This window comes from Duganella sp. OV510 (genome assembly GCF_900100205.1).
GTDB lineage: Bacteria > Pseudomonadota > Gammaproteobacteria > Burkholderiales > Burkholderiaceae_D > Rugamonas.
The window spans coordinates 333,021-353,780 of the sequence record NZ_FNEQ01000003.1 but is presented as its reverse complement, the minus strand read 5'-3'; the positions used below and the strand labels follow the sequence as shown (position 1 = coordinate 353,780).

General features: G+C 64.2%; 20 protein-coding genes. 9 read left to right on the top strand and 11 right to left on the bottom strand.

From position 1 onward, the window contains the following. Positions 1-8: 8 nt before the first annotated feature. Positions 9-818, top strand: coding sequence for a helix-turn-helix transcriptional regulator (locus BLS51_RS11455; RefSeq protein WP_090182611.1), 810 nt, complete (start codon positions 9-11; stop codon positions 816-818). Between the two features lie 20 nt (positions 819-838). Here BLS51_RS11455 and BLS51_RS11450 read toward each other — a convergent pair whose 3' ends face one another. The 4 genes from BLS51_RS11450 to BLS51_RS11435 are packed head-to-tail and all read right to left on the bottom strand — an operon-like array spanning position 839 to position 3,830. After that, a complete protein-coding gene (locus BLS51_RS11450) occupies positions 839-1,114 on the bottom strand; it encodes a YkgJ family cysteine cluster protein (RefSeq protein WP_090182614.1) in 276 nt (91 codons plus the stop codon). A 12-nt stretch (positions 1,115-1,126) separates the two neighbouring features. Then, a complete protein-coding gene (locus BLS51_RS11445) occupies positions 1,127-1,885 on the bottom strand; it encodes an alpha/beta fold hydrolase (protein ID WP_090182615.1) in 759 nt (252 codons plus the stop codon). Continuing rightward, the gene (locus BLS51_RS11440; protein WP_090182618.1) at positions 1,882-2,886 is read right to left on the bottom strand and encodes a M14 family zinc carboxypeptidase; all 1,005 of its coding nucleotides are present in this window, start codon (positions 2,884-2,886) and stop codon (positions 1,882-1,884) included. Before BLS51_RS11440 ends, BLS51_RS11445 begins: the two co-directional genes overlap by 4 nt. 44 nt (positions 2,887-2,930) lie before the next feature. Continuing rightward, positions 2,931-3,830, bottom strand: a complete 900-nt coding sequence (locus tag BLS51_RS11435) for a LysR family transcriptional regulator (RefSeq protein WP_090182621.1) — start codon at positions 3,828-3,830, stop codon at positions 2,931-2,933. Positions 3,831-3,935: 105 nt separating this feature from the next. On the opposite strand from BLS51_RS11435, the gene BLS51_RS11430 reads away from it, so the two are divergent. From BLS51_RS11430 to BLS51_RS11420, 3 genes are all read left to right on the top strand, one after another. Next, complete coding sequence (locus tag BLS51_RS11430) at positions 3,936-4,952, top strand: aldo/keto reductase (protein ID WP_139168688.1); 1,017 nt, start codon at positions 3,936-3,938, stop codon at positions 4,950-4,952. A gap of 108 nt (positions 4,953-5,060) precedes the next feature. Next, entirely contained in the window at positions 5,061-5,867 is an 807-nt protein-coding gene (gene dkgB, locus BLS51_RS11425; protein ID WP_217636441.1) for a 2,5-didehydrogluconate reductase DkgB, read from the top strand. Between the two features lie 100 nt (positions 5,868-5,967). Beyond that, a complete protein-coding gene (locus BLS51_RS11420; RefSeq protein ID WP_090182626.1) occupies positions 5,968-7,548 on the top strand; it encodes an ABC-F family ATP-binding cassette domain-containing protein in 1,581 nt (526 codons plus the stop codon). Positions 7,549-7,569: 21 nt separating this feature from the next. On the opposite strand, the gene BLS51_RS11415 is transcribed toward BLS51_RS11420, so the two are convergent. The 7 genes from BLS51_RS11415 to BLS51_RS11385 form a co-directional block, all read right to left on the bottom strand. Then, entirely contained in the window at positions 7,570-9,546 is a 1,977-nt protein-coding gene (locus BLS51_RS11415) for a glycoside hydrolase family 97 protein (RefSeq protein ID WP_175472553.1), read from the bottom strand. Positions 9,547-9,664: 118 nt separating this feature from the next. Then, complete coding sequence (locus tag BLS51_RS11410; protein WP_090182628.1) at positions 9,665-11,749, bottom strand: TonB-dependent receptor; 2,085 nt, start codon at positions 11,747-11,749, stop codon at positions 9,665-9,667. A gap of 84 nt (positions 11,750-11,833) precedes the next feature. Next, a complete protein-coding gene (locus BLS51_RS11405) occupies positions 11,834-12,217 on the bottom strand; it encodes a DUF2946 domain-containing protein (protein ID WP_090182630.1) in 384 nt (127 codons plus the stop codon). Positions 12,218-12,262: 45 nt separating this feature from the next. Further along, positions 12,263-13,243, bottom strand: a complete 981-nt coding sequence (locus BLS51_RS11400) for an XdhC family protein (protein WP_090182633.1) — start codon at positions 13,241-13,243, stop codon at positions 12,263-12,265. Beyond that, a complete protein-coding gene (locus BLS51_RS11395) occupies positions 13,243-15,426 on the bottom strand; it encodes a xanthine dehydrogenase family protein molybdopterin-binding subunit (RefSeq protein ID WP_090182635.1) in 2,184 nt (727 codons plus the stop codon). The genes BLS51_RS11400 and BLS51_RS11395 overlap by 1 nt, the downstream gene beginning before the upstream one ends. 14 nt (positions 15,427-15,440) lie before the next feature. Beyond that, positions 15,441-15,899 carry a (2Fe-2S)-binding protein gene (locus tag BLS51_RS11390; RefSeq protein ID WP_090182637.1) on the bottom strand — a complete coding sequence of 153 codons (459 nt, stop codon included), beginning with the start codon at positions 15,897-15,899 and terminating at the stop codon, positions 15,441-15,443. A gap of 96 nt (positions 15,900-15,995) precedes the next feature. Continuing rightward, positions 15,996-16,883 (bottom strand): AraC family transcriptional regulator, encoded by an 888-nt coding sequence (locus BLS51_RS11385; RefSeq protein ID WP_090182639.1) that lies wholly within the window; start codon positions 16,881-16,883, stop codon positions 15,996-15,998. 120 nt (positions 16,884-17,003) lie between these two features. Between BLS51_RS11385 and BLS51_RS11380 the strand changes: the two genes are divergently transcribed. The 5 genes from BLS51_RS11380 (at position 17,004) to BLS51_RS11360 (ending at position 20,718) form a co-directional block, all read left to right on the top strand. Then, on the top strand, positions 17,004-17,891 hold the full coding sequence (locus tag BLS51_RS11380; RefSeq protein WP_090182641.1) for a LysR family transcriptional regulator: 888 nt from the start codon (positions 17,004-17,006) through the stop codon (positions 17,889-17,891). A gap of 98 nt (positions 17,892-17,989) precedes the next feature. Next, the gene (locus tag BLS51_RS11375) at positions 17,990-18,442 is read left to right on the top strand and encodes a (R)-mandelonitrile lyase (protein ID WP_090182643.1); all 453 of its coding nucleotides are present in this window, start codon (positions 17,990-17,992) and stop codon (positions 18,440-18,442) included. Then, the gene (locus BLS51_RS11370) at positions 18,423-19,163 is read left to right on the top strand and encodes a carboxymuconolactone decarboxylase family protein (RefSeq protein ID WP_090182645.1); all 741 of its coding nucleotides are present in this window, start codon (positions 18,423-18,425) and stop codon (positions 19,161-19,163) included. The genes BLS51_RS11375 and BLS51_RS11370 overlap by 20 nt, the downstream gene beginning before the upstream one ends. Positions 19,164-19,165: 2 nt before the next feature. Beyond that, positions 19,166-19,588, top strand: a complete 423-nt coding sequence (locus tag BLS51_RS11365; RefSeq protein WP_090182647.1) for a (R)-mandelonitrile lyase — start codon at positions 19,166-19,168, stop codon at positions 19,586-19,588. 80 nt (positions 19,589-19,668) lie between these two features. After that, positions 19,669-20,718, top strand: a complete 1,050-nt coding sequence (locus BLS51_RS11360) for an NAD(P)-dependent alcohol dehydrogenase (protein ID WP_090182649.1) — start codon at positions 19,669-19,671, stop codon at positions 20,716-20,718. Positions 20,719-20,760 lie beyond the last annotated feature (42 nt).

Here is a 20,760-nt window from a genome sequence, read left to right as displayed (position 1 = left end):
AGTTGGTGATGTCATTGAGTCTGGACCAGGCGTTAACGCAAATCGATATATCGTTCTCGACCTTTCGGCGAATGGAGAGCACGGATCAACTTGCGCCTGCGGTCATGCCTGGCCAGACGCATTTCGTGGCGGTGCTGGATGGCGAGGGCGAGCTGGCCTGCGGCGCCGGGCGCAGGCCCGTCAGGTCCGGCCAATTGCTGCTCTTGCCGGGCAGGGAAACACCGGCCTCGGTGCCGGGCGTGGTGCTGGCCCACGGCCTGCTCAGCGCAACGCTGCTCGATGGCCGCAGCCTGTTTGAGTTTTTCCCCTTGCCGCATCAGCTTGATGCGGCGGGAACCGAATTGTTTACCGGTGCGATCCCGGAATTGCTACGCGAATCCGCCTATGCCGGACCCGGATCGGCCGCCATCATTACCTGTCTGGCGCGGCGCTTGGTCACCACGCTGGTGCGCGATGCATGGCCGGATGATGGACAAATCGTTTCAGCCTGCACCGCAACGCGCCAGCAGCGCCTCGGGAAAATCGTTGACTTGTTCCAGAAAGATCCGGGACGGGAATATACGCTGGATGGATTGGCTGGTCTGGCAGGCATGAGCCGCACGGTGTTTCACCGCGAATTCGTTACGCTGCATGGGTGTTCGCCGCTGACGATGCTGCGCGGGCTACGCCTCAAACGCGCGGAGGAACTACTGCGCCAGACCGACATGCCGATCAAGACGATTTCCAGCCGCATGGGCTACCGCAGCCGCAGCCATTTCTGCAAAATATTCAAGGATGAATACGGTGTGGACCCTGAGCAGTTTCGCAGCACGCGCTGAAACACGCGTCACCGCCACATTCACGGCGCGGTGGCTTTTTCCAGCGCGTCCAGCCATCGGATGGCCCACGCGCGGTCCGTGCCACACATCTCCGCCGACGGTTGCAGGCCGCCGCAGAACGCCGGGCGCTCGGGCCGGCCGAATACCAGGCAGCGGTTATCGTCCGCCAGTTGCACGCAGCGCACGCCAGCCGGCTTGCCATTCGGCATACCGGGTATAGGGCTGGTGATGGAAGGGGCCGTGCAGCAGGCGCCGCAATTGGGCCGACACTCCAGGGGAGGCGTGGTTGATTGCATAGGGGCGGTATTTTACCGCGCTTTGCTGAGCCACTTGCCGATTTCGCTGGCAACCCAGGCGCCGGCGTCCAGCGGCAGGTCGTGGCCGGCGCTCGGATGAATGGCGTGGTCGGTTTTCCAGGCGCGCGCCAGGTTGGCCGAACAGCGCGGGTCGACCAGCTGATCGCCGGCGCTGCTCAATACCAGCAGCGGCACCGGTGGCCGCGTGGCTGGTGCACGGAAGCCGGCGGCCGACCATAGCTGGCGCAGTGCGTTGGCGCGCGTGACCGGGTATTCGCGCTGGTAGCTCAGCCAGCGTTCCAGCATGCCGTTGCGCCGTTCGATATCGCCTTCGCGGCTGGTCAGGCGTAAGATCAGGCGCTCCTGGTTTTCCACGCCGCCGTCCCACATCTGCTTGATGATGGCCGGGTAATTCTGCCAGCGCAGCCGTTGGTGGAAGCGGCTGTAGGGCCGCATCGAGGTGTTAATCAGCACGCAGCGTTCGATCTCCTGCGGATAGCGGCTGGCCCATTCCACCGCCACCATGCCACCCAGCGACAAGGCCAGCAAGGACCATGGCGCCGGCACGCCGCGCGCACGCAGGTCGGCACGGCAGAACTCCACCATCGCCGCCACTGTGGTGGGGCTTCGCTGCGCATGGTGTTCGCCATTGCCGGGCAGGTCGGTCGTGATGATGTTCGCCTCGGGCAGCACGTGCGCCAGCTCGCCGGGGAAGCGTCCCCAGTGCCGCTGTTCGCGCATCAGGCCGCGCAACAGAACCCAGTTGCTCATGTGTGATACCACTGCGTCAGCGCGCGGCGGTGCTGGATGGTGCGCGCCATGCCTTCCGGCAGCCAGCGCCCGTGGCTGTTTGCCGCACGCATCAGAAAATCGAACAGTATCAGGTGGCGGCGCAGAACCCGTTGCAGGCGATGGCGCGCGGTCGGGTTGAACATGGCGATGCGGTCGAAGATCTGACGCGGATTTTTTTTCACCCACAGCCACGAGCCCATTTCCAGCGTCAGCGGCAGGAACACGTTGTCGCTGTTCAGGTAAAGGTAGTCCCACAGGTCGCCGTGCGTGCGGTACTGGCGGCTTTGCGGCTCGAACACGTAGTTGTGGTTCGGGTAGCTCTGGCTGAACAGCTCTTCCAGCGCGCCGATATCGGCCAGGTGTGGAATCGGTATGGCGGTGTGCGCGTGCGGGAACCAGACGCGGTCACGCAGGCCGAAGCCGGAGTGGCAGTCGAGCGCCATGCTGAACTGGCGCGGCAGCAGCTCGCGCTTGACGATGTCGCACACCGCTTCGGCCTCCGGCTGCATCGGTGCGCCGCGCACGCCGCGATACCACGGCAGGTGGTGGCTGAAGGTTTGCCCGCCCAGCATGAACGGCACTTTCTCGACGGCGCTGAGCGGCGCGTTGCGCATCAGGTCCACGCCTTGCGGATTGCAGCGCGTCGCCTGCCACATGCCGCCCGGGTTCACCAGCGGCATGAACACCAGCCGCATCGACTCCAGCTGCTGGTGCAGCGTGCTGTCCCAGCGCAGTCGCGCCAGCAGGCTTTCCATGAACGACAGCACCACCTGGGTGCCGATGCGTTCCAGCCCGTGGATGCCGCCGAAGAAGCCGAGCGCCGGCACGTCCAGGCTGGGATTCCCCAGCGCGATGGTGTACACCGGGAACTGGCGGCCGTCCATCGCCACCGTGCACGAGGTCTCCACTTCGAGATGCTTCCCGCCTTCATCAATCAGACGTTTGAGGGTGATGAGTTCGGGCAGGTTCTTCTCGGGCATGACGGGTACGCAAAAAGATGTGACCAACAGTGTAGCCGATATTCTCAGCCTTTCGGCGCCAGTTCCAGCAGTGTTTCGCGGAAGATAGCGACCAGCGGCCGCAGGTTGACGCGGTGCCAGGCAGCCCACACCGCCGCGCGGTAGGTGAACCACGGCAGCTCGCGCAGTACCACGCCTGGCGGCGCCTGGTGGCGCAAGCCTTGCTGCACCAGTGCGATGCCCAGTCCCGCCGCCACCAGCCCGAGCGCGGTGGTCGGCTCGCTGGCTTCCATCTTGATGTTGGGCGTGAAGCCGGATTGCACGCAGGCGGCGACAAAGCGGTGGTGGTGGTCGCCGGTTTCCTGGTGCCGCACGACGATGAATTCCTGGCCCGCCAGGTCGGTGGGCCGCACTTCCTTCAGGTCGGCGAGTGGATGGCCTTCCGGCAGCGCCAGGATCATCGGATCGCTGAGCACCTTGACGCCTTCCAGGTCCGGGTCGTCGGCTGGCGGTGCATCGCAGATCAGCGCGATGTCCAGGCTGCGCTGGCGCAGCCCTTCCAGCTGCTCGGACGAGTGCAGGCTATACAGCGCCACGTGCACACTCGGGCGCGTGGCGCGCAGCTCGCGCAGGCCGGCCGGCAGCACGCCGGCGTGCATGGCGTTCTCGATGTAGCCGACGCACAGGCCGCCCTCGTCGCCGCGCCCGAGGCGTTTGGCCAGTCCTTCCAGCCGGGCGGCGTGGGTGAGGAAGGCTTGCGTCTCGGTGAGGAAGGTGCGGCCATCGCGCGTCAGGCGGATGCGCTGCTGGCTGCGTTCGAACAGCGTCAGCCCGAGCTTTTCTTCCAGCTGGGCGATCTGGCGCGACAACGGCGATTGCGAGATGTGCAGGCGCTCGGCGGCGCGGCCCACATGTTCTTCCTCTGCCACCGCGACAAAGTATTGGAGTTGGCGGATATCTAACATTTCAGACCTTTAAGGACTTAAGCTGTGCAAATTATGTCTTGGACAGTCTTATCTCGTCAACTTAAACTGGCATCACTTTCTCGTCATTTACTTAAAGGAATCAAGATGAGCATCCGCGACAAACTGACCGGCAAACTGGGCTTCGGCACCGCGCCACTGGGTAATATGTTCCGCAACATTCCTGAGGCCGAAGCGCTGGCCACGGTGGATGCAGCCTGGGAACAGGGCATCCGCCACTTCGACACCGCGCCGCTGTACGGTGCCGGCCTGGCCGAGATCCGCCTGGGCGAAGCACTGGCCAAGCGCAAACGTGATGAGTATGTGCTGAGCACCAAGGTAGGCCGCCTGATCCTCGACGAAATTGAAGATCCGGCCCTGCGTGACATGGGTGAAAAAGGCGGCGTGTTCGAACATGGCCGTCCGAACAAGATTGTCAACGACTACAGCGCAGACGCCACGCTGCGCTCCATTGAAGACAGCCTGAAACGCCTGAAAACCGATCACCTGGACATGGTCTACGTGCACGATGTCGCCCAGGATTTCTATGGCGACGACTGGCTGGCGCAATTCGAGATCGCCCGCACCGGCGCCTTCCGTGTGCTGGACCGTCTGCGCAACGAAGGCGTCATCAAGGGATGGGGACTGGGCGTGAACCGTGTCGAAGCGCTGGAAACGCTGCTGGACCTGAACGAACCGCAGCCGAACGTGTCGCTGCTGGCCGGCCGCTACACGCTGCTTGACCACGAGCGTGCCCTGCAACACCTGATGCCCGCAGCGGCCAGGCGTGGCGTCGACATCGTCGTCGGCGGCCCTTACAGCTCGGGCATCCTGGCCGGCGGTGCGCACTTTGAATACCAGAAGGCGCCGGCCGACATCATCGCCAAGGTGGAGCGCATCAAGGCCATCGCACAGAAGCACGGCATCAGCGTCAAGTCGGCGGCATTGCAGTTCTCGCTGGCTCACCCTGCGGTGGCTGCCGCTATTCCTGGCGCCAGCCGTCCGGAACGCATCACCGAAGATGTCGCCGCGCTGAACGAGAACATCCCGGCCGCCTTCTGGCAAGAGATGCGCGAACAAAAACTGGTGGCCGCCTCGGCGCCGCTGCCAGGCGATAAAGTGTAAGAACATGGCCAGCACCATTGCAAGCATTGCGCTTCCCGTGGCTGCGGGCCGTGTATGGGAACTGACCGGAGGTCGAACACCAATGGGCTGCAAACTTTAAAGGAAAAAATCATGGGTATTCCCGCACTGGGACTTGGCACTTTCCGCCTGCAAGGCGATGTGGTCATCGATTCGGTACGCAACGGCCTGGAAGCAGGCTATCGCGTGATCGACACGGCGCAGATCTATGGTAACGAGGCGGAAGTTGGCGCGGCGATTGCCGCCAGTGGCGTGCCGCGTGCGGAGCTGTTCATCACCACCAAGATCTGGATTGATAACCTGTCCAGGGAAAAGCTGATTCCCAGCCTGAAGGAAAGCCTGGCCAAGCTGCGCACCGGCTACGTCGACCTGACGCTGATCCACTGGCCGTCGCCGGGCGGTGACGTGCCCGTGGCCGAGTTCATGGCGGCGCTGGCGGAAGCCAAGGCACAAGGGCTGACGCGCCAGATCGGTGTCTCCAACTTTACCGTGGAGCTGATGCAGCAGGCGATTGATGCGGTCGGCCCCGAGGCGATTGCCACCAACCAGATCGAGCTGCATCCGTATCTGCAAAACCGCAAGGTGGCGGACTTCGCGCGTGAGCAGGGCATACACATCACGTCCTACATGACGCTGGCCTATGGCAAAGTGCTGGGCGATCCGGTGATCGCGAAGATCGCCGAACGCCATGGCGCGACGCCTGCGCAGGTGGTGCTGGCGTGGGCGATGAAGCTGGGCTATGCGGTGATTCCGTCGTCGACCAAGCGCGCCAACCTGGAAGGCAACCTGAAGGCGCTGGATCTGAAACTGAGTGACGAGGACATGGTGCAGATCGCGTCGCTGGAGCGCCACGAGCGCCTGACCAGTCCTGCCGGGCTGGCGCCAGCCTGGGACTGATCGTGCTATAGTGTTCGTTCACTACATATGAGGTATTCGTCCGATGCGCAATTAATGCTGTTGTCTGTTCAACCGTTGACACAACATTATTGGGCTCGCCATGACGAATACCTGTCTGACGCTGGAAGGCGTCTCCTTTACGCTGGCTGACGGCCGCGTTCTTTTCCACGACCTGCACGAAGTTTTCGACCAGCGCCGCACCGGGCTGACCGGCCGCAATGGCGTCGGCAAGAGCGTGTTGGCGCGCTTGCTGGCCGGTGAACTCACGCCATCGGCGGGACGTATCGTGCGTAGCGGCGACGTGTATTACCTGTCGCAGCATATTGCGCCACAAGGCACGGTGGCCGCATTGGCCGGTGTGCAGCCGGTAACGGAAGCGCTGGCGCGTATCGAAAGCGGCAGCGCCGATCCGGTGGACTTCGACGCCGTCGGCGACCGCTGGGACATGCGCGAACGGCTGCAATCCGAACTGGATCGCTGCGGCCTGGCGCATCTGCGACCTGCAACGCCGGCGTCCGCGTTGAGCGGCGGTGAAGCGATGCGCGTGTCGCTGATCGCTGCGTGGCTGTCCGGCGCCTCCTTCCTGATTCTCGATGAACCCACCAACCATCTGGACCGCGCCAACCGTGACGCCTTGCTGGCGCAGTTGCAGCGCTGGCCGAACGGCCTGCTGGTGGTCAGCCACGACCGCGAACTGCTGGAGCAGATGGAACGCATTGTCGAACTGTCGCCACTGGGCCTGCGCAGTTACGGCGGCGGCTATTCCTTCTACGCGGAATGCAAGCAGCAGGAACGCGACAGCGCGCAGCGCCGCCTTGACCAGCGCAAGCTGGAACGCAAGCGCGACACGCTGGCCATGCGCGAACAGCAGCAACGCCAGGAACGCCGGCTGGCGAAAGGCGCCAGTGATAGGCGCGACGCCAATCAGGCCAAAATACTGCTGGGCGGGCAGAAGAACCGCGCGCAGGGCACGGCGGGCAAGCTGCGGCAGCAGCACGCGGCGCAACAGGAACTGCTGTCGCAGCGCGTGCAGGAAGCCGCACAGCAGGTGGCGCTTTCCACAGCCATCGCCATGCATGCGCTGGCGCCGCCGCAGGCCGCGCGGCAGCGCATGGCGGAACTGGAGGATGTCGTGCTGCCGCATGTGCCATCCACCACGCCGGCGGTCAGCCTGGCCATCACCGGCCAGCAGCGCATCGCGGTGGTGGGGCCGAATGGCTGCGGCAAGTCGACCTTGCTCAAGGTGCTGGATGGCCAACTGGCGTCGCTGGCCGGCCGCTGCGAAGTGCATGCGCGCACCGCTTATCTGGATCAACAACTGGCCAGCCTGGCGCCGCAACGCTCGGCGATCGAGCATCTGCTGGCCGTCAACCGCGAGGCCGGCGAAGCGACACTGCGCACCCATCTCGCGCAAATGGGGCTGGATGCGCAACTGGCCGCCGCGCCGGTCGGCGCGTTAAGCGGTGGCGAGCGCCTGAAGGTGGCGCTGGCCTGCGCGCTGTACGCGCATCCGCCAGCGCAATTGCTGCTGCTGGATGAGCCGAGCAACCATCTCGACCTGGACTCGCTGGCGGCGTTGGAAACCATGCTGCGCCAATACCAGGGCGCGCTGGTGGTGGTGTCGCACGACGAGACCTTCTTGCGGGCGCTGGATCTCACCGCCCGCTTGCACTTGCCGTGAGCTACGCCGCCATCGGGCCCGTCAAGGCTTGATGATGGCCACGGCGCCGCCGGACGGCGCCAGCTTCAGCGTGATGGTCTGCATGGCCGTGACCTTGCTGTCGCTGGCTTCCAGGCGGGTGACGTCTTCGCCATCCTGTAGCACATGGGCGTTGTACTCGCCCTTGCCGAGGAATGCCAGCGGCACTTTCAGCGTGCGTTCCGATTCATTGGTCATGGCGCCGATGTACCAGACATCACCCTTGCGTCGGGCCGAAACGATGTACTCGCCGATGTCGCCGGCGATGATGCGGGTTTCGTCCCAGGTGGTGGGTACCTGCTGGATGAACTCCGCGCCATCGGCCCATTTGCCGTCGGCAGTCTTGTAGGCGGCCGGGCTGTCGGACACCATCTGGAACGGGCTGTCGTACACGACGAACATGGCGATGGCCTGGCCGCGCGTGGTCATCACCATCGGCTCGCGGTTGCGCGGCGCGAAGTTCGACGGTGTGACGTTGTGGAAGCCGCCCGGCGTGTAATCCATCGGGCCGAGGATCATGCGGGTGAACGGCAGCGTGACATTGTGGGTGGCGGTGATGCGGGCGCCCCACTTGTTGTATTCCGCGCCGAGCACACCTTCCTGCGTCACGTAGTTAGGCCAGGTGCGATTCAGGCCGTTGGGCGGATAGGCGCCGTGCAGGTCGACCATCAGCTTGTATTCAGCTGCCTTTTGCAGCACCTTGTGATACCAGTCGACCATCTCCTGGTCGTTACGGTTCATGAAGTCGATCTTCACGCCCTTGGCGCCCCAGGCGGCGTACTTCCTGAAGGCGGCATCCATCTGCTTGTCCAGCTGATGCCATTGCACCCACAGCCATACTCCCACACCCTGCGACTTGGCGTATTGCAACAGCTCCGGCATGTCCATCTCCGGCTTGCCTTTGGTGATGTCGGCTTTCGGATTCGGCTCGATGTCGCTGCCGACCGACCAGCCTTCGTCGATCAGGATATCGTCCAGCTTCATGTCTTTCGAGAAGTCGATGAAAGCCTTGTAGGTGGCGGTGTTGATGCCGGCGTTCGGCACGTTGACTGCCCAGTCATTCCACCAGTCCCACGAGGTCTTGGATGGCTTGATCCAGCTGGTGTCCTTGATCTGCGACGGCGCCGCCAGCGTTGGAATCAGCGAGGATGCGGCCAGGTCGCCCGGCGTATCGCCCAGCATGACCACGCGCCATGGCGTCCTGAATCCTTGTCCTTTCAGCTCGACGCTGGCGGAGATGCTTTTACGCGAACGGAAGTCGCGGTTGTTGTCGAAGCGCTGCGGCAGCGTGACCTGCACACCCAGGCCGGCATCGCCACGGCCAGACAGGAAGAAGCCCGGATAGTCCTTGACGTCGGATTCGGCGATGGCAAAGGTGGTGGCGTTGACGCCGGTCTTGCACACCAGCGGCGCCATATAGTTGTTGAACGGGCGGATGCGCGACGCCTTGGTCAGGTCGTATTCGGCTTCGAAGCTGGTGTCATAGCGGCCCATGTTGGCGCCCCAGCAGTCGTAATCCTTGGCGAAGTTGAATTGCGTTGCCTCACTCATCACCTTCACGGTTTTGAGGCCGGCCTGTTCGGGAATCGCGTAGCGCAGCGCCACGCCGTTGTCGTAGGCGCGCACCAGCAGCTTGAATTGCAGCTTGCCGGCAAAGCTGATTTCCGACTGGTTGTAATGATCCGGTGCGCTGCGCGCCTTGCCCAGCACGATCTCGTACGTGTCCTTGACGGTGCTTTCGGTGTGGCCGGTGAGCTTGGCGGCGGCGCCGATCGGCCCCTGTTCCAGCAGTTTCAGTCCCAGCGGCGACGGCTCGATGATGCGTTTGCCGTCGCGGTTGAGAGACCACGTGAGTTTATCGCTGTCGATGCTGACCGCGTTGCGGCCGTCGGGGGATTTAACAGTGACCGTTTCGGCGCTGGCCGAAGCGGCCAACAGGCCGAGTGCCAGCAGGCTGGCAAGGCGGATCTGATCTACCATGGGTGTACATGCTCCATTCTCGTTTTAATGATCAATATTCTGCTATCAGCACAGTTATACCGCAATTACGAAAATCACCAAGTTTAGGCATGTTTATTCACCCGTCACGCGACAAGCCTCAGAACGACAGCGTCAGCCCGATATCCACCGAGCGGCCGTAGCCCGGCAGCGGTTGCAGCGCGCCGCCCTGGCGTTGCAGGCCAGCCAGGTAGACGCCACCCATCGGATCGGCGTAGACCTTGTCCAGCAGATTGCTGACGCCCAGCGACACGCGCAGGTTTTTCTGCAACTGGTAGTTGGTGCGGGCGTTGAGCAGGCCATAGCCGGCGGTTCTCGGCTCCAGCCGGCGCAGGTCGGCGTGATCCTTGTTGGCCACCAGCCTGGCTTCGATCTGGTTGGTCCAGGCGCCGCTGCTATGCTCCAGCGTCAACAGGGCGTTGAGCGGCATGATGTGATACAGATCGCCATCGTCACTGCGCTTGCCGCGTGTGTAGGCGGCGTTGCCGTTGAATTTGAGATTGGCGGCCACCGGCACATTCCACGACAGGTTGGCGCCGTACAGGCGGGCGTCGTGGTTGGCGAAGCGCAGCAGGGCGCCGCTGGCGTTCATCTGCATATAGGGATTGAAGCTGCCCAGCACATCGACATCGATGTAATCCTGCACCCGGTTGAAATACGGATTCAGCTTGACGAACCAGGCTTGCGCGCCTTCGCCGCCGTGCCAATGGGCGGTGAAGCCCAGCGTGTAGGCGGTCTCCGGTTTCAGGTCGATATTGCCGACATAGCCGTTGCCATCGCCGAACCAGTTGGTCATGGTCATGGCCATGGTGCCGCGTCCCCATGCAAAGCGCTCATACAGGTTGGGTGAGCGGGTCTTGCGGGCGGCGGCCAGTTCCAGCGTGGTGTTGGCATTCGCCTCGTAGCGGGCCAGCGCGGTCAGGTCAAGATTGCTGTCGCGCTGATGGCGGTCGCGCGCGTTGAAGGCGCTGGCGGCGGCTGCATCGGCGGCGTTCATCATCGAGGTGGAATAAGGCTGCACGTCGCCGGCGTTCATGCGCACGGATTCCCAGCGGGCGCCCAGCAACGAAGTCCATTGTGCGCTGTGGATGGTTTCCGCTTCGCCGTACAGGGCGATGCGGTCGCGCTGGCCGTCGTTGATGTTCACATAGGTGTTCGGCCCCATCATCATCGAGCCGCTGACGGCCGGCCAGAAATCTTGCAGGCGGAAGGTGTGGTATTCCTGGCCGATGCGCAGTTTGACCGCTTCGTCCAGCGGCAACGTGGCCTTGAGCGTGTAGCCAATGTTGCGGCCGTGCGTGACCATCGGCATGGTGCCGGGACGTTCGGGCGAGAAGAAGCCCATTTCGTGGTCGGTGCGCTGCCAGTACAGATTCGCCTCCAGTTCGCCCCAGCCGAAGCGGCGCAGATAGTCGGCGTTGACGAACTTGCCGGTGTTATCGGTCATGTCCATGTACTGGTTGGGGAAGCCCTGATACGGAATGTGCTGCACGCCGGCGCGCACTGTCAGTTGCTGGTCCTGGTCGCGCAACGCCAGCACCGCCGACTGGTTGATGCTCTCATACAGGCTGCCCAGCACGCGCTTGCCGTTGCCGTCTTCATAGCTATGACCATGCGCATAAGCGGCGCTGTAGCCGAAGCTCATGCTGTCGCTGGCGATACCGGCCGAGACGCCGGCGTTGAGCGCTTCGCCGTTGCTGCGGCCACTCAGCGTGATGCGGCCGGAGGTGCGCAGCTTGTCCGCCGTCTCGGCAAACTGCGGCGCGCTGGATTTGACGGTGATGGTGCCGCCTATGCTGTCGCCGCCGGCGCTGACCGGCGTGACGCCGGCCAGCACTTCGATGCGGCCGACCTGCGTTGGATCGAGATAGGACAGCGGCGCGTTCATGTGGTTGGCGCAGGCCGAGGTGATTTCCATGCCGTCGATACGGATCTTCAGGCGGTCGTCACCGAGGCCGTTGATGAAGGGCAGGCCGGAGACGCCGCCGGCCTGCGCCACGCTGTAGCCTGGCGTGGAACTGAGCAGCAGGGCGGCGTCACTCGGGCCGGTGGGACGTTGCAGCCAGCTTTCGCCAAGGGCAGAGACGATCACCTTGAGTTTCGGATCGGTGATCGGTGCGACATCGGATTGGGCGTGGGCGATGCCGGCGGCGGCCAGGCAAATGGTCAGGTAAAGCGATTTCATGATATTCCTCGTTGTATTCGTATCAGGCGCAGCGCGGCGCCACGCGCGCAGCCGGGCTGGCGCGATGGAGTGGGTGAAGACGAATCAGGCGAGGAAAGGCGGGGCGCGCTGCTGCGCGGCCGACCAGGTGAGCTGGCTGCGCGGGGCGCTGTAGAACAGGGGCGGATAGATGTCGCGGCCAGTGCTCAGCACGAGCGCCAGCGTTGGGGCGGCAGGCAGCGCATCAGCGCCGCCATGCAGCGTGCAGAAGGCGCAATGCTGCATGCTCTTGGCATCGGCAGGCGCCTTGCTGTCGTCGGCTGGCGCCTTGATCATCTGGTAACCGCTGACGGTACACAGCATCATGCTGCTGTCGGCTGGCCGGCCGGCAGCCAGCGCATGCGATACCGTCGGCGCGAGCGCGCCGAACAGGATGGCCAGCATGGCGATCCACAGGTACAGCGTTTTTCGCTTGGCCAGGTTGATCATGTCGCCATTATAGCCAAACGAAAAAAATCGCGGATTTAGCGGCGTTTACAGCAAGGTATAGTTGGCCAGGCGCTGCGCGATGGGGGCGCCGTTGCGCACGGCGGTGATTTCGGCCACGATGGCGACCGCGATTTCCGGCGGCGTGTGGCTGCCGATCGGCAGGCCCACCGGACCGTACAGGCGTTCCAGTTCGGCGCTGGAGAAATCAAAGTGCTGCATCAGGCGTTCGCGCCGGCGTGCGTCGTTGGCGCGCGAGCCGACCGCGCCGACGTAGAAGACCGGGGAGCGTAGCGCTTCCAGCAACAGCAGGTCGTCCAGCTTGGGATCATGGGTCAGCGCCACTACCGCGCAGCGGGCATCAGGCTGCATGGCCAACAGGGTATCGTCCGGCATGGTGGTGACCAGCCGCGTGCCCGGCACCTGCCATGTGGCGCCGTATTCTTCGCGTGGCTCGCAGACGATGACTTCGTAGCCCAGCGCCTGCGCCATGGGCGCCAGATACGCTGCGATCTGGCCGGCACCGACCAGCAGCAGCCGCCATTGCGGGCCATGCACGGTGCGCAGCAGTTCGCCATCCCAGTGCAGACTGTCGCCACGGCTGGCGTCGCGCAGGGTGATAACGCCGGCGCCAAGCGCAACCTCGCGCAGCACCAGTTCGCCGCGTTGCAGCCGTGCGGCCAGTTCGTCCAGCTGGGCCGGATCTGGCCGAGGCTCGACCACCAGCTCCAGCGCGCCGCCGCAAGGCAGGCCGTAGCGCGCGGCCTCGTCCTGGGTGACGCCGTAGGTCAGCAGGAATGGCTGGCGCTCACCCAGTCGGCCCTCACGCATGCGGGCAATGATGTCGTCCTCAACGCAGCCGCCCGACACCGAGCCGACCGCCATGCCATCGTCGCGGATCGCCAGCCACGAGCCGGGCGGGCGTGGCGCCGAGCCCCAGGTATGCGCCACTGTCACCAGCGCATAGCGCCGTTCCTCGGCCGACCAGCGGCGCACGGCTTCCAGCACTTGCAGGTCGACGCTTTCCATCAGGCCTTCAGCTCGTCGGTGCGGATAGGCAGCGTGCGCACGCGCTTGCCGGTAGCGGCGGCCAGCGCGTTGGCCAGCGCCGGCGCCAGCGGCGGCACGCCCGGTTCGCCGATGCCGCTTGGCTTTTCCGCTGACGGCAGGATGTGCACTTCCACCTTGGGCATCTCGGTGATGCGGATCGGTGCGTAGTCGTGGAAGTTGGATTGCTCCACCGCGCCATCCTTGAGCGTGATGGCGCCATGCAGCGCCGCCGACAAGGCAAAGCCGACACCGCCTTCCACCTGCGCACGCACCACGTCCGGATTGACGACGATGCCGCAGTCGACCGCGCACACCACGCGGTCTACCGTGAACGCGCCGTCGGCTTGCACCGTCACCTCGGCCACCTCGGCGACAAAGGTGCCGAACGATTCATGTACCGCCACACCACGTCCACGGCGGGCGCCGTCTTTGGCGGCCGGCAGCGGCTGGCCCCAGCCAGCTTTGTCGGCGGCCAGCTTGAGCACGGCCGCATGGCGCGGATGCTTGTCCAGCAAAGCCAGGCGGTAGGCCACCGCATCCTGCCCGGCGGTGGCGGCCAGTTCGTCGATAAAGGTTTCGGTGGAGTAGGCGGTGTGGGTCGAGCCCACCGAGCGCCACCAATGTACCGGCACCGGAATATCGGTTGGCGTGTGCAGCTCGACACGCAACGCCGGAATGCCGTATGGCAGATTGCTCGCACCTTCCACCGACACCGCATCGATGCCATCCTTGATCATGCCGGCAAAGGCACTGCCGGCCAGGATGGACTGTCCAACCAGGCGGTGACGCCAGCCGTCCGGACGGCCCTGCGCATCCAGCGATGCTTCCAGCGTGTGATGGAAGGCCGGGCGGTAGTAGGCGCCTTTCATGTCGTCCTCGCGCAGCCAGACCAGCTTGACCGGCACGCGCGCTTTGGCGACCCTGGCGATCTGCACCGCTTCCAGAATGTAGTCCGCGTCCTTGCTGGCGCGGCGGCCGAAGCTGCCGCCGGCGTACAGCATATTGATCTTCACCTTTTCAGGCGGCAGACCAAGCAGGCTGGCTACGGCCGGCTGGTCAATCGACTGGAACTGCGCGCCGTACCACAGCTCGCATTCATTATCGCGGAGGTGCACGACGCAGTTCAGCGGCTCCATCGCGGCGTGTGCGAGATATGGGAAGTCGTAAGCGGCGCGCAGCACGCGTGTTGAGCCGGCCAGCGTGGCGCCGGCATCGCCCTCGTTGCGTGCGACGAGTCCCGGCTTTTGCGCCAGTGCGCGGAACTGTGCGAAGATTTCTTCGCTGCCCAGCTTGAAGGCCCTGGATTCGTCCCAGACGATGTGCAATGCATCGCGGCCCTGCTTGGCGCTCCAGGTGTCCTTGGCCAGCACGGCAACGCCACTGGGGATCTGCACCACATTGACTACGCCCTTGACGGCCCTGGCCTTGCTGGCGTCGAATGACTTGACGGTGGCGCCGAAGCGCGGCGGATGCGCGACCACGGCGGTCAGCATGCCGGGGAGGTGCACGTCCTGCGTGAACCTGGCGCGGCCATTGGTCTTGTCGCCGCTGTCCTTGCGCGGCGCCTGCTTGCCGATCAGTTTAAAGTCCTGCGGCGATTTCAGTGTGACCTCTGCCGGCACCGGCAGTTGCGCGGCGGCGTTGGCCAATTCGCCGAAGCTGGCCTTGCGGCTGCCATGCGAGAGCACGCCGTCGCTGACGCTGATCTCGGCGGCCGGCACTTGCCACTGCGCGGCGGCGGCCGAGACCAGCATGGCGCGCGCACTGGCGCCGGCCTTGCGCATCTGTTCAAACGAGTTGGCGATGGCGGTGCTGCCGCCGGTGCCTTGCACCGGACCGAAGGCCAGGTTGTTATAGCGGCTGGCGTCTGCTGGCGCGCCTTCCACACTGACCTGTGACCAGGCCGCGTCCAGTTCCTCGGCCACCAGTGTGGCGAGGCCAGTGTACGCGCCCTGGCCCATCTCGACGTGCTTGGCGATCACCGTCACAGTGTTGTCGGCGCCGATACGAACGAAGGCGTTTGGTTCAAAGGCGGCGGTGGTGACCGGCGCCGCGTTGGCTGCACCCGGCAGGTAGATGGCCAGCGTCAGGCCGGCCGCGCCTTGCAGTGCGCCGCGCAGGAAGTCGCGGCGGCTGCCATTTTCGATACGTGGAGTGTTCATGTTGATTGTCCCTTTCACGCCAGTGCCTGAGCGGCTTCGTGGATGGCGGCGCGGATGCGGACATAGGTGGCACAGCGGCAGATATTGCCAGCCATTGCGGCATCGATGTCGGCATCGGTTGGCTTGTGGTTGTGCTCCAGCAGCGCGACCGCGCTCATGATCTGGCCGGACTGGCAGTAGCCACACTGGACCACGTCAAGCTTTTGCCACGCTGCCTGCACCACCTGGCCGACGCGCGCGCGGTCGATCGCTTCGATGGTGACGATCTTCTTGCCGACCGCCGCCGATACCGGTGTGCTGCACGAACGGATCGCTGCGCCGTCGAGGTGCGCGGTGCAGGCGCCGCACAAACCCATGCCGCAGCCGTATTTGGTGCCGGTCATTTGCAGGGAATCGCGCAGCACCCACAGCAGGGGCGTGTCGGCGGCGACGTCAACGCGCTTGAGGTTGCCGTTGATGTTGAGGGTGATCATGTGTATTTCTCCGATGTGGAAATGCAAGCTTGCATTCTACGAAGCGGGTTTTCGCAACCGGTATCACGATTCCATCGGATTCTTGCCTGATCCTCTTTAGATTGCTGGCGCGGCTACGCGGCGCATGGTGTCGATGTCGCGCCTTGGCGGTGCGCCGAACTGGCGGCTGTATTCGCGGCTGAACTGCGATGGGCTCTCGTAGCCGACGCGGAAGGCGGCGCTGGCCGCATCCAGGTGTTCGTTGAGCATCAGGCGTCGCGCTTCATTCAGGCGCAGCCATTTTTGATACTGCAAGGGGCTCATCGCGGTCAGCTGGCGGAAGTGCAGGTGCAGGTTCGATGCGCTCATCCTGACGTGGGCGGCCAGTTCATCGATGCGCAATGGCTGGGTGTAGTTGTTGCGCAGCCAGTCCAGCACGCGGGCGATGCGGAAGCTCTGGCTGCCGGTGGCGGCGATCTGGCGCAAGCGCGCCGACTGGTCGCTGAGCAGCAGGCGATAATGAATTTCGCGCTCGATCAACGGCGCCAGTACTGTACAACTCTCCGGCTCATCGAGCAGGGCAATCAGGCGGCGGAACGGCTCGGCCAACGCCGGCGTCAGGCGGCCGATGGCAGCGGCACCCTGGTTGGTGCTGTCAACCGGCGGCGGCAGGCCGCTGTGTGTGGCCAGCTCGGTGATGGTGCGCAGGTCCAGCTTGTAGACCAGACCGAGACAGGGGCGTTCCGGCGCGGCTTCCAGCACCTGCGAGATGCCAGGCAGATTGAGCGATGTGACCATGAAGCGTTCGGCGTCGTAGCGGTATGCCTGCTCGCCAATCACCAGCTGCTTGGCGCCTTGCGCCACCAGCACGATGCTCGGCTCAACCAGGCACGCGACGGGTGGCGTTGGCAGGTTGCGCCGGTAGAGCGACAGGTTGGGGATGGCCGTTGGACAGTGTTCCTGGCCGCCGGTCCAGTGCGCGATTGCTTCAGCCAGTGTATGCATGGGGGAGTCCGACTTGATGTCAACGCGCGAGCATAGCGCGGCGCCGATGCCGGAGTTAGCCTGCTTCCTTGATTAACCTTATGAAGATTATTCATGAATCACAGGTGTACACTGGCCACTATGGCAAAGACCGACTTCAATCATCTGCAAGCATTTTTGCTGGTTGCGCGCGAGCGCAGCTTCACGCGCGCCGCCTTGCAGCTGGGCGTGTCGCAATCGGCGCTGAGCCATACGATACGCGGGCTGGAGGCCAGGCTGGGCGTGCGGCTGCTGGCGCGCACCACGCGCGGCGTGACGCCGACAGAGGCTGGCGAGCGTTTGTTCGCATCGTTGTCGTCGCATTACGAAGGTATCGAGGCTGGCCTGGCGCTGCTGAATGAAGGGCGGGACAAGCCGGCCGGCACGGTGCGCATCAGCACCCACGACCACGCGGCGCGCATGGTACTGTGGCCGAAGCTGTCGCCGCTGCTGAAGCAGTACCCGGACATCAAGCTGGAACTGAACATCAACTATGGTTTGATCGACATTGTTGCGGAACGCTATGACGCCGGCGTGCGGCTGGGCGACCAGGTAGCCAAGGACATGATTGCCGTGCGCATCTCGCCCGATGTGCGGATGGTGGTGGTGGCCTCGCCGACCTATCTGCAAGGACGCGCGCTGCCGCAGACGCCGCAGGATCTGGCCAGCCATCAGTGCATCAACATGCGGCTGCCGACTTATGACCACGTCTCGCCGTGGGAGTTCATGCAGGACGGCCGCACGTTCGAGCTGCGGCTGGATGGCCAGTGCATCTTCAGCACCACGCCGCAGAAGCTGCAGGCCGCATTGGACGGCCACGGTTTCGCCTATGTACCGGAAGACCTGGCCGCGCCGCATGTGGCGGCGGGCCAGTTGCGGCGCGTGCTGGACGAATGGAGCGCAACCTTTGCGGGCTACCATCTTTACTACCCGAGCCGGCGGCAAGCATCGCCGGCGTTCGCGCTGGTGCTGGATGCGCTGCGCGCCTGATTCATGAATATCCCTCATATCGGTATTGACCTGCCGCCTGCTACTGCGATGACTTGCTGACAGCTATATTGGCTGCATCAACAAAAATCGGAGCAGACATGAAAACCATCGTCGCTATTGTGTTGGCGCTTGCCGCATCCGCGCAGGCGCAGGAAATGAGCATCGCGCGCGCCGGCAGCCAGGCGTCCTACAAAGGGCCGGAGCAGTACTTCAGCGGCGCCGTGCGGGTCGATCCGCTGTTTGCCGCCGCCGCGCCTTCCACTACCGCCGGCGCCGCCGTGACGTTTGAGCCGGGTGCACGGTCTGCCTGGCATACGCATCCCGCCGGCCAGGTGCTGATCGTTACGTCCGGCGTCGGCCGCGTGCAGCAGTGGGGCGGGCCGTTGCAGGAAATACGGCCCGGCGATGTGATCGTCACGCCGCCGGGCGTCAAGCACTGGCACGGCGCTGCGCCAAGCACCGCCATGACGCACCTGGCGATACAGGAAAGCGTGGCCGGAAAAAACGTCAACTGGATGGAGAAAGTCAGCGATGAACAATACGACAAGTAAGGCAGGCCTGCTGGCCGCTACCGCAGCCCTGTGCTACAGCGCGCATGCCGCGCCGGTGGCGCCGGCGCTTGAAAACTACACCGCGAACCTGCTGCTCGGCGAGGTGTGGCAGCGCCCCGGCCTGTCGCCGCGCGACCGCAGCATCGTCACGGTTGCTACGCTGATCGCGCGCAACCAGCCGCAGGAATTGCCGTTCTACCTGAGGCGCGCGCTGGACAGCGGCGTCAAGCCGGGCGAGATCGCGGAGATCATCACCCATCTGGCGTTCTACTCCGGTTGGCCAAACGCGATGGCAGCAGTCAGCGCGGCGCACCCGGTATTTGAGGAACGCAAGATCGCTGCCGATCAGCTGCCGGCTGCGAGCGTGCAGAAGCTGCCGCTAGACGAAAAGGCTGAAGCGGCGCGCGCCAGCATGGTTGAAGCCAATTTCGGCAAGGTGTCGCCGGGCGTGGTGAAGTACACCACCGACGCGCTGTTCCGCGACCTGTGGCTGCGTCCCGGCCTGGCGCCGCGCGATCGCAGCATGGTCACGGTGAGTGCGCTGGTGGCGTCGGGCCAGGTGGCGCAGATCACCTATCACCTCAACCGCGCCATGGAGAACGGTCTCACCGAAACCGAGGCCGGAGAAATGCTGACGCAGCTGGCGTTCTACGCCGGCTGGCCCAACGTGTTTTCCGCCATGCCGGTATTCAAGGAAGTCTTCGCTAAACGAAAGGAATAATCATGGAACTCAAACGTGCAGGCTCGCAGCCATCGGTTCAGGGACCGGAACAATACTTTACCGGCACCGTGCGCATCGACCCGCATCACACCGCCGCAGCGCCGGCGCGTGTGTCGTCGGCCAGCGTGACTTTTGAGCCGGGCGCGCGCTCGGCCTGGCATACGCATCCCTTGGGGCAGACGCTGATCGTCACCTCCGGCTGCGGCTGGACCCAGTGCGAGGGCGAGGCCAAGGTCGAAATCCGTGCCGGCGATGTGATCTGGTGCCCGCCCGGCCACAAGCACTGGCACGGCGCCACCGCCACCACCGCCATGACCCACATCGCGATTCAGGAAGCGCTGGATGGTGTGGCGGTGGTGTGGCTGGACAAGGTCACTGATGACGATTATCTGAGCCCAGTGGCGGCGATTCATGAAGCGCATTAATAAACCCATGCAAAAGCCAGCCCGTTTTGTCCCTGTTTTTGTCGCTATGATGCTGCCATTGGAAATCAAGGATCTATCTCATGACGATTAAAGCTTATGGCGCCCACGCTGGCGATCAACCCCTTGTCTCGATGGACATCACCCGCCGCGCACCGGGCGCGCATGATGTGCAGATCGATATCGCCTTTTGTGGCGTATGCCATTCGGACCTGCATACGGTGCGTGCGGAATGGGCGGGCACGCTGTTCCCGTGCGTGCCGGGCCACGAGATTGTCGGCCGCGTTGCTGCGATTGGCGCGCATGTGAAAAACTACCAGGTCGGGGACCTGGTCGGCGTCGGCTGCATGGTCGACAGCTGCCAGCATTGCGCCGAGTGCGAGGATGGGCTGGAAAACTATTGCGACAATATGGTCGGCACCTACAACGGTCCGACCGACGATGCGCCGGGCCACACGCTGGGCGGCTATGCGCAGCAGATCGTGGTGCACGAGCGTTATGTGCTGCGCATCCGCCATCCAGAGCAGGACCTGGCCGCCGTGGCGCCGCTGCTGTGCGCCGGCATCACCACGTACTCGCCGCTGCGCCACTGGAACGCCGGTCCGGGCAAGAAGGTTGGCGTGGTCGGCATCGGTGGCCTCGGCCACATGGGCATCAAGCTGGCGCACGCGATGGGCGCGCATGTGGTGGCGTTCACCACTTCGGAATCCAAGCGCGAGGCCGCCAAGGCGCTGGGCGCCGATGAAGTGGTGGTGTCGCGCAACGCCGAGGAGATGGCGGCGCACGCCAAGAGTTTCGACTTTATCCTCAACACGGTGGCCGTGCCGCACGACCTGGACGCCTTCCTGGTGCTGCTGAAGCGCGACGGCACGCTGACGCTGGTGGGTGCGCCCGCCACGCCGCATCCGTCGACGCAGGTGTTCAACCTGATCATGAAGCGCCGCCAGATTGCCGGCTCGATGATCGGCGGCATTCCTGAAACGCAGGAGATGCTGGACTTCTGCGCCAAGCATGGCATCGTCGCCGATATTGAGTTGATACGCGCCGATGAAATCAACGATGCCTACGCGCGCATGATCAAAGGCGACGTCAAGTACCGCTTCGTCATCGACAGCGCCTCGCTGGCTGCCTGATCCCTTCTTTCGTCATCCCACACGCCGCGCGTTAAATGCGCT